The organism is Sphingopyxis sp. (genome assembly GCF_035565275.1).
Lineage (GTDB): Bacteria > Pseudomonadota > Alphaproteobacteria > Sphingomonadales > Sphingomonadaceae > Sphingopyxis.
Map to the genome: position 1 here is coordinate 1 of NZ_DATMST010000289.1, position 5,340 is coordinate 5,340.

Genomic DNA, 5,340 nt, shown 5'->3' on the forward strand with positions numbered 1-5,340 from the left:
GAGCCGGGAACCAGCAGCGCGGCGGCGACACGCGGCTGCGCGATGATGTTCCGGAAACTGTCGGCGCGGCGGTTGCCGGGGCGGTCGGCAAACCAGAGCTGGTCGCCCGCGATGTGCGTCATCGATCCGGCGGGGTCACCCTTGGGACTGAGATCGGCCTGGCCCGCGGGATCGATCGTCGCGAGCGCCATGAAGCGCGCGCTGGCGGCAAATTCCCCCGCCGTGGCCGGCACCGCGTCCGACGGACCGGCCGTCCAGAAGCCCGACCGGATCAGTGCTTTCGCGCAATGGACATAGCATTCGGTCACCGCGATCCGCGCGGTTCCATCCGCGACCGCCGCGACACTGCCGTTGATCCGCAGCGTCTCGCCGATGCCGGGGACGAGGAACAGCGAACCGAAGCTGGCGCCCGGCTGCGCGAGCGCCGGATCGTCGAGCATCGCGAGCGGGATCGACAGCGTCTGCGGCTCGGCGGTGGCAAAGCCGGGCGCACCGCCACCGGGCGTGACCGCGATGCCGTTCGCGTCACCGAAGCCCGCGAACATCAGCGGCGATGCCGCGAGCCAGCGCACTGCATTCGCGTCGACATGATCGATGACCTTGAGGTTCACCGCGGGCGGCGCCTTTCCGAGGATGGCCTCAAGGCCTGCGATGCTGTCGATGTCGCTCATGCCATGCTCCCGTCAGAACTCGATCGAGGCGGACGCCTTGAAGGTGCGCGGACCGCCCTGAAGCAACCGCGAGCCGAAGGCGCTGAACGCATTATAGGCCGAGGCCCAATAGCGCTTGTTCGCGACGTTATCGACGTTGAAGCGCAGCGTCAGCGGGGTTTCGCCCAGCAGCGCGACATAGCGCGCGCCGAGGTCGAAACGCGTCCAGTCGTCGAGTTCAAGCGTGTTGGCGGCGTCGACCGCCTGCTTGCCGGTATAGACCACGCGGCCGACCAGCGTCAGTTCGGGCAGGAAGGGCAGATCCCATTCGACATTGGCATTGGCGAGCACGTCGGGCACGCCGACCGCATCCTTGCCTTCGTTGAGGCCGCCGGCGGTCCGGCGCAGCTTGGCGTCGTTGAAGGTCAGGCCCGAGATGATCCGCAGGCCGTCGACCGGTTCGCCGTCGAGCGTGATTTCGATGCCGCGGTTCCGCTGGGTGCCGTAATTGCCGTAAATCAGCGTCGCGGGATCGACGAAGCTGTTCGGCTTGTCGATCTGGAACAGCGCGAGACCCGCGTTGAAGCGGTCGAGGTTCAGTTTGCCGCCGACTTCATATTGCTTCGATTTGACCGGCGGCAGCGCCGCGCCGCCGTTGATCACCAGCAGAGGCGGGGTGACCGGCGAGCCGTCGTGGTCGAAGGTCGGCGGCGCCGTCGATCCCGCCACCAGCCCTTCGATCCGGTTGCCGTAGAGCGACAGGCCGGGGACCGGCTTGACGACGATGCCGAGGACCGGGGTCGCCGCCGATTCCTTGTAGCCGCTGGTCTGGTCGCCCGCTGCCACGGGCACGGGGGCGAGAGGGGGGCTATCGTTATACGCATAGCCTTTCGTCTTGATTTCCTGCAGGCGCAGGCCGCCGGTGATCAGGATGCGATCGTCCCAGAAGCCCATGGTGTTCGAGATAAACGCGCTGGAGAGGCGGCTGCGGCTGATCGGGAACGGATCGTCGATGTCGCCGCCGGGGGTGCCGCCCGCCGGGCGGGGGACGGCCACCGGATCGTAGAGGTTGGTGGCGTAGGTGCCGGGGAAGAAGTCATAGGCGTTGCGGTTGACCTGCCAGCTCACCGCGCCGCCGGCGTTGATTTCGTGGCTGACGCCGCCGCCTTCCAGCTTGATGCGGATGCCGGCGGTCGCCGATTCATTATTGTCCTCGCGCGGTACGTACGAGCCGCTGCCCGTCGCGGCGCCGGTCACCGGATCGCTGACGGTGATGCCGGCGGTGGTCTGGTCCTCGCGTCCGTCGCGCGCGCCGACCCTGGCATAGACCATAGCCGCGTCGGACAGGTCATATTCGACGCTGAAGGTGCCGAAGAAATCCTTGGTGAGGATCTGGCTCCACGGCTGCGAATAGTTGGTGTCGGCGGCGGGCGCGCGCGGGATGACGGTGCCGATGGCGACCTGACCGCGCCAGTATTTCTGGTTCAGGCGCTGGTAGTTGAGGTTCAATGCGACGCGCAGCGGACCATTGTTGTAATCGAGCGTGGCGCCGAGGACGTAGCTCGAGTGGAATTCGTCGTCGATCGCGATGTCGCCGCGGCGGGCCGATCCGTTGATGCGGAAACCCCATTCGTCGTTGGCGCCGAAGCGGCGGGCGACATCGACCGCGCCCGAGAGGTGCGAGGCGGAGGTATAGCCGAGCGTCGCGCGGATCATGTCGCGCTCGGCCTTCTTGGGGAGCAGGTTGACGCTGCCGCCGATGCCGCTGCCGCCCGGGGCGGCGCCGTTCAGGAAGGCGCTCGCGCCGTTGATGACCTGGACCGAGGAGGCCAGTTCGGGCGCGACGAGCTGGCGCGGGGTGATGCCATAGAGGCCGTCGAAACCGACGTCGTCCGACGAGAGGTCGAAGCCGCGGATAACGAAGACTTCGCCCGCGATGCCGAAGCCCAGCGTCGTGCGGACCGTCGGGTCGTTCTCCAGCACTTCGCCAAGCGTGTCGGGCTGCTGGTTGAGGATCAGCGCTTCGTTGTACGAGCGGACGTTGAACGGGATGTTTTCGGCCAGCTTGTCGCCAAACACGCCGATGTTGCCGCCGCCGCTGACCTGCGTCCGGTTGTTGCGCAGCGCGGTGACGAGGATTTCGCTGGTGTCGGCGTCATCCTGCGCCACCGCGGGCGTGGCGACGGCGAGCGCGGCGGTGGCGGCGGTCAGCCCCAGCGCGGTGCGGAAGGTCGGTCTGGTCACGTATGTTTTCCCCTACAGGCGCGGCATGGGCCGCGCGAAAATGCGTTCAGGTGCGGCGGACGCGCATCGCCCAGCCGACGGCCAGTACCGGTATCGCGAGCGCAGCCCACGACGCGGCATCGCGCAGGCCGTCGCCGGTCAGCGCGACGACGAGCCCGACGATGCTGGCGAGCGCGAGCAGCAGCGGGACCGCGAAGATCGTGCGGAGGCCGTTCCCCTTTTTCATTCGGCGGGCACCCCGGAAACACCCGGAACCAGCGTGCCGCCGCTCTCGACCTCGCGCACCAGCGCGTCGGTTCCCGAGCGGCGCTTGCCGAGCCAGAGATAGAGGCCCGAGCCGAGGACGATTATCGTGAAGGCGGTCAGGATCGCCCAGAGAATCTTGAGCGGCAGCGCGCCATAGTCGCCGAAGTGCAGCGGCTGCGACAGCGCCAGCGCCTTCACATACCAGGGCATCGGGCGCGCGTCGGTGAATTCGCCCGTCTCTGCATCGATCAGCGCCGAGGTGAGCAGCCGTTCGGTGAGCGGCGTGTCGCCCTGAAAGAAGACGGCATAATGATGCTTGCTGCTGAAACTGCCGCCGGGGAAGGCGATGAACTGCGGATTGTTGCCCGGAATTTCCTTCCGCGCCGCCGCCATCGCCCTGTCGATCGAGCCGTAATTTTCGGGCGCCACCGCGCCCTTGCCGGCATAGGCCTTCGTCATCTCGGCCAGTTCGGTCATCTGCCAGTATTGGAAGATCGGGGTCGCGAGTGCGTTGATCACGCCGGTTGCGCCGACGACGGTCATCCACGCGAGCGCGACGATGCCGAGCAGATTGTGATAGTCGAGCCATTTGACGCGGCGGCTGCGCGAGGTGCGCAAGGTGCCGAAGTCGAGTTTGCGCATGAAGGGGGCGTAGAGAACGACCCCCGAAACGATCGCGATCACGAACAACAGCCCCATCAGCCCGAGGAAGAGCATCCCGGGCAGCTCGAGGAACATGTCGGTGTGAAGCTGGAGGATGAAATGCATCACCCCGCTTTCGTCGACCGCTCCGGTCGCCGCACCGGTCGAGCGGTCGAACAGCTGGATCGTCATATCCCCGGCGGGTGAGTCCGGACGCGGCGCGGTCGTGACGGTCAGCGACGGCTGTTCGTTGTCGAACGCCATGAAGACGGGCACCTCGCCGGGGCGCGCGGCGAGTGCCTTCGCCAGCATCTCGTCGAGCGGCCTCAGCCCCGCCGTCTCGCCCGACGATCCGACGCCGGGCATGCCATAGTGCGGCATGCCTTCGGTCAGCGCGTCGATTTCATCGTGGAAGATCAGCGGCAGGCCGGTGATGCACAGCATCAGCAGAAAGGCCGTGCAGACGATGCTCGTCCATTTGTGGATCAGGAACCACGTCCGGATGGTCGATCGTTGCATGGTGAAGAAAAGCTACTGCTATTGCGAAGAATAATCAATAAAGCCCTATGGCCTGCCGCGGCTTTTGACAACCGGTTTTGCGTCGCGGACCCCATCGATCGGGCCAGCTAATCCACTGATCGGGCCAAATGGATCGCCTGGTAGGCAGGTGCCGCGATTCCCTTTCTTTTCGCGTCGAGACGCGTATGTTCTTCTTCGAGGGACCGCTCGCATCGCTGGAGCTATTATGGCCCTGAGCCGCGAAATGCAGCGATTGCGCGCCGAACATGCGGCGCTGGTCACGCTTTCCCGGATCATCCTCGACATGACCGACGCGCCGCGCCCCCCGCCGCCGGCCGAACTGGCGTCGGCGCGCAGCCAGCTTCGCGATGCGCTGATACGCCACCTGAAATGCGAGGACTGGATCCTGTATCCGCGGCTGGTGGCCACGGGCGATGCCGAACTGGTCCGGGTCACGCGCGATTTCGAACTGGAAATGGGTGATCTGTCGGCCGATTTCGTGGCCTATGACGACAAATGGACAAGCCAGCGGGTCGAAGCGGACTGGCAGGGTTTCCGCAGCGAGACGAAGGCGGTCTTCACGATGCTCGCGACACGGGTCGAGCGCGAGGAGCGCGAACTCTATCCGCTTGCCGAAACCCTCTATGCGTCGACTGCGCCGCTCGCCAACCCGCTCACGGACGGAGCGACAACTTCCAGCTGAGCGCGACGCGCCAGTCCTGGTCGAAACCCGGCACCGGCTGTTTCCACGCGTCGGCGAGTTCGAACCCGATCGTCGCATTCTCCGCATAGGACAGGCGAATGCCGCCGCCCCAGCTGCCGGGCCGGAATTCGGTGCGCGGAATCGCCGGGCGTTCGAGCAAGGCCACCTCGGCATAGTCGATGAAGCTGTAGAGCTCGCTTTTCGCGAAACGGCCGCTGCGCAGCGGCCGCCATGCCAGTTCGCCGAACGCCGCATAGCCGCGGTCGCCGTTGACCAGTCCGTCGTCGAAGGCGCGGCCGAACGTCGCGCCGCCGACGCTGAACCGCTGCGCCGCGG

General features: G+C 66.4%; 6 protein-coding genes. 1 reads left to right on the forward strand and 5 read right to left on the reverse strand.

Going from position 1 to position 5,340, the window contains the following annotated elements:
• The 4 genes from VN047_RS19040 to VN047_RS19055 all read right to left on the reverse strand — a co-directional run.
• The coding region (locus VN047_RS19040; RefSeq protein WP_325545459.1) for a pyridoxamine 5'-phosphate oxidase family protein at positions 1-671 on the reverse strand (671 nt) is incomplete at its 3' end.
• 12 nt (positions 672-683) lie between these two features.
• Positions 684-2,894 carry a TonB-dependent receptor gene (locus VN047_RS19045; RefSeq protein ID WP_325545461.1) on the reverse strand — a complete coding sequence of 737 codons (2,211 nt, stop codon included), beginning with the start codon at positions 2,892-2,894 and terminating at the stop codon, positions 684-686.
• A 46-nt stretch (positions 2,895-2,940) separates the two neighbouring features.
• Complete coding sequence (locus VN047_RS19050) at positions 2,941-3,120, reverse strand: hypothetical protein (protein ID WP_325545463.1); 180 nt, start codon at positions 3,118-3,120, stop codon at positions 2,941-2,943.
• The gene (locus VN047_RS19055; RefSeq protein WP_325545465.1) at positions 3,117-4,301 is read right to left on the reverse strand and encodes a PepSY domain-containing protein; all 1,185 of its coding nucleotides are present in this window, start codon (positions 4,299-4,301) and stop codon (positions 3,117-3,119) included. The genes VN047_RS19050 and VN047_RS19055 overlap by 4 nt, the downstream gene beginning before the upstream one ends.
• Positions 4,302-4,527: 226 nt before the next feature.
• On the opposite strand from VN047_RS19055, the gene VN047_RS19060 reads away from it, so the two are divergent.
• On the forward strand, positions 4,528-5,004 hold the full coding sequence (locus VN047_RS19060) for a hemerythrin domain-containing protein (RefSeq protein WP_325545467.1): 477 nt from the start codon (positions 4,528-4,530) through the stop codon (positions 5,002-5,004).
• Here VN047_RS19060 and VN047_RS19065 read toward each other — a convergent pair.
• Positions 4,976-5,340 (reverse strand): hypothetical protein (locus tag VN047_RS19065; RefSeq protein WP_325545469.1); only part of this gene is annotated, 365 nt, incomplete at its 5' end. The two genes, VN047_RS19060 and VN047_RS19065, sit on opposite strands and share 29 nt — an antisense overlap.

Coding starts and splice junctions, on each gene's coding strand:
- VN047_RS19050 (WP_325545463.1), bottom strand. CDS start 3,120: ATGAAAAAGGGGAACGGCCTCCGCACGATCTTCGCGGTCCCGCTGCTG.
- VN047_RS19055 (WP_325545465.1), bottom strand. CDS start 4,301: ATGCAACGATCGACCATCCGGACGTGGTTCCTGATCCACAAATGGACG.
- VN047_RS19060 (WP_325545467.1), top strand. CDS start 4,528: ATGGCCCTGAGCCGCGAAATGCAGCGATTGCGCGCCGAACATGCGGCG.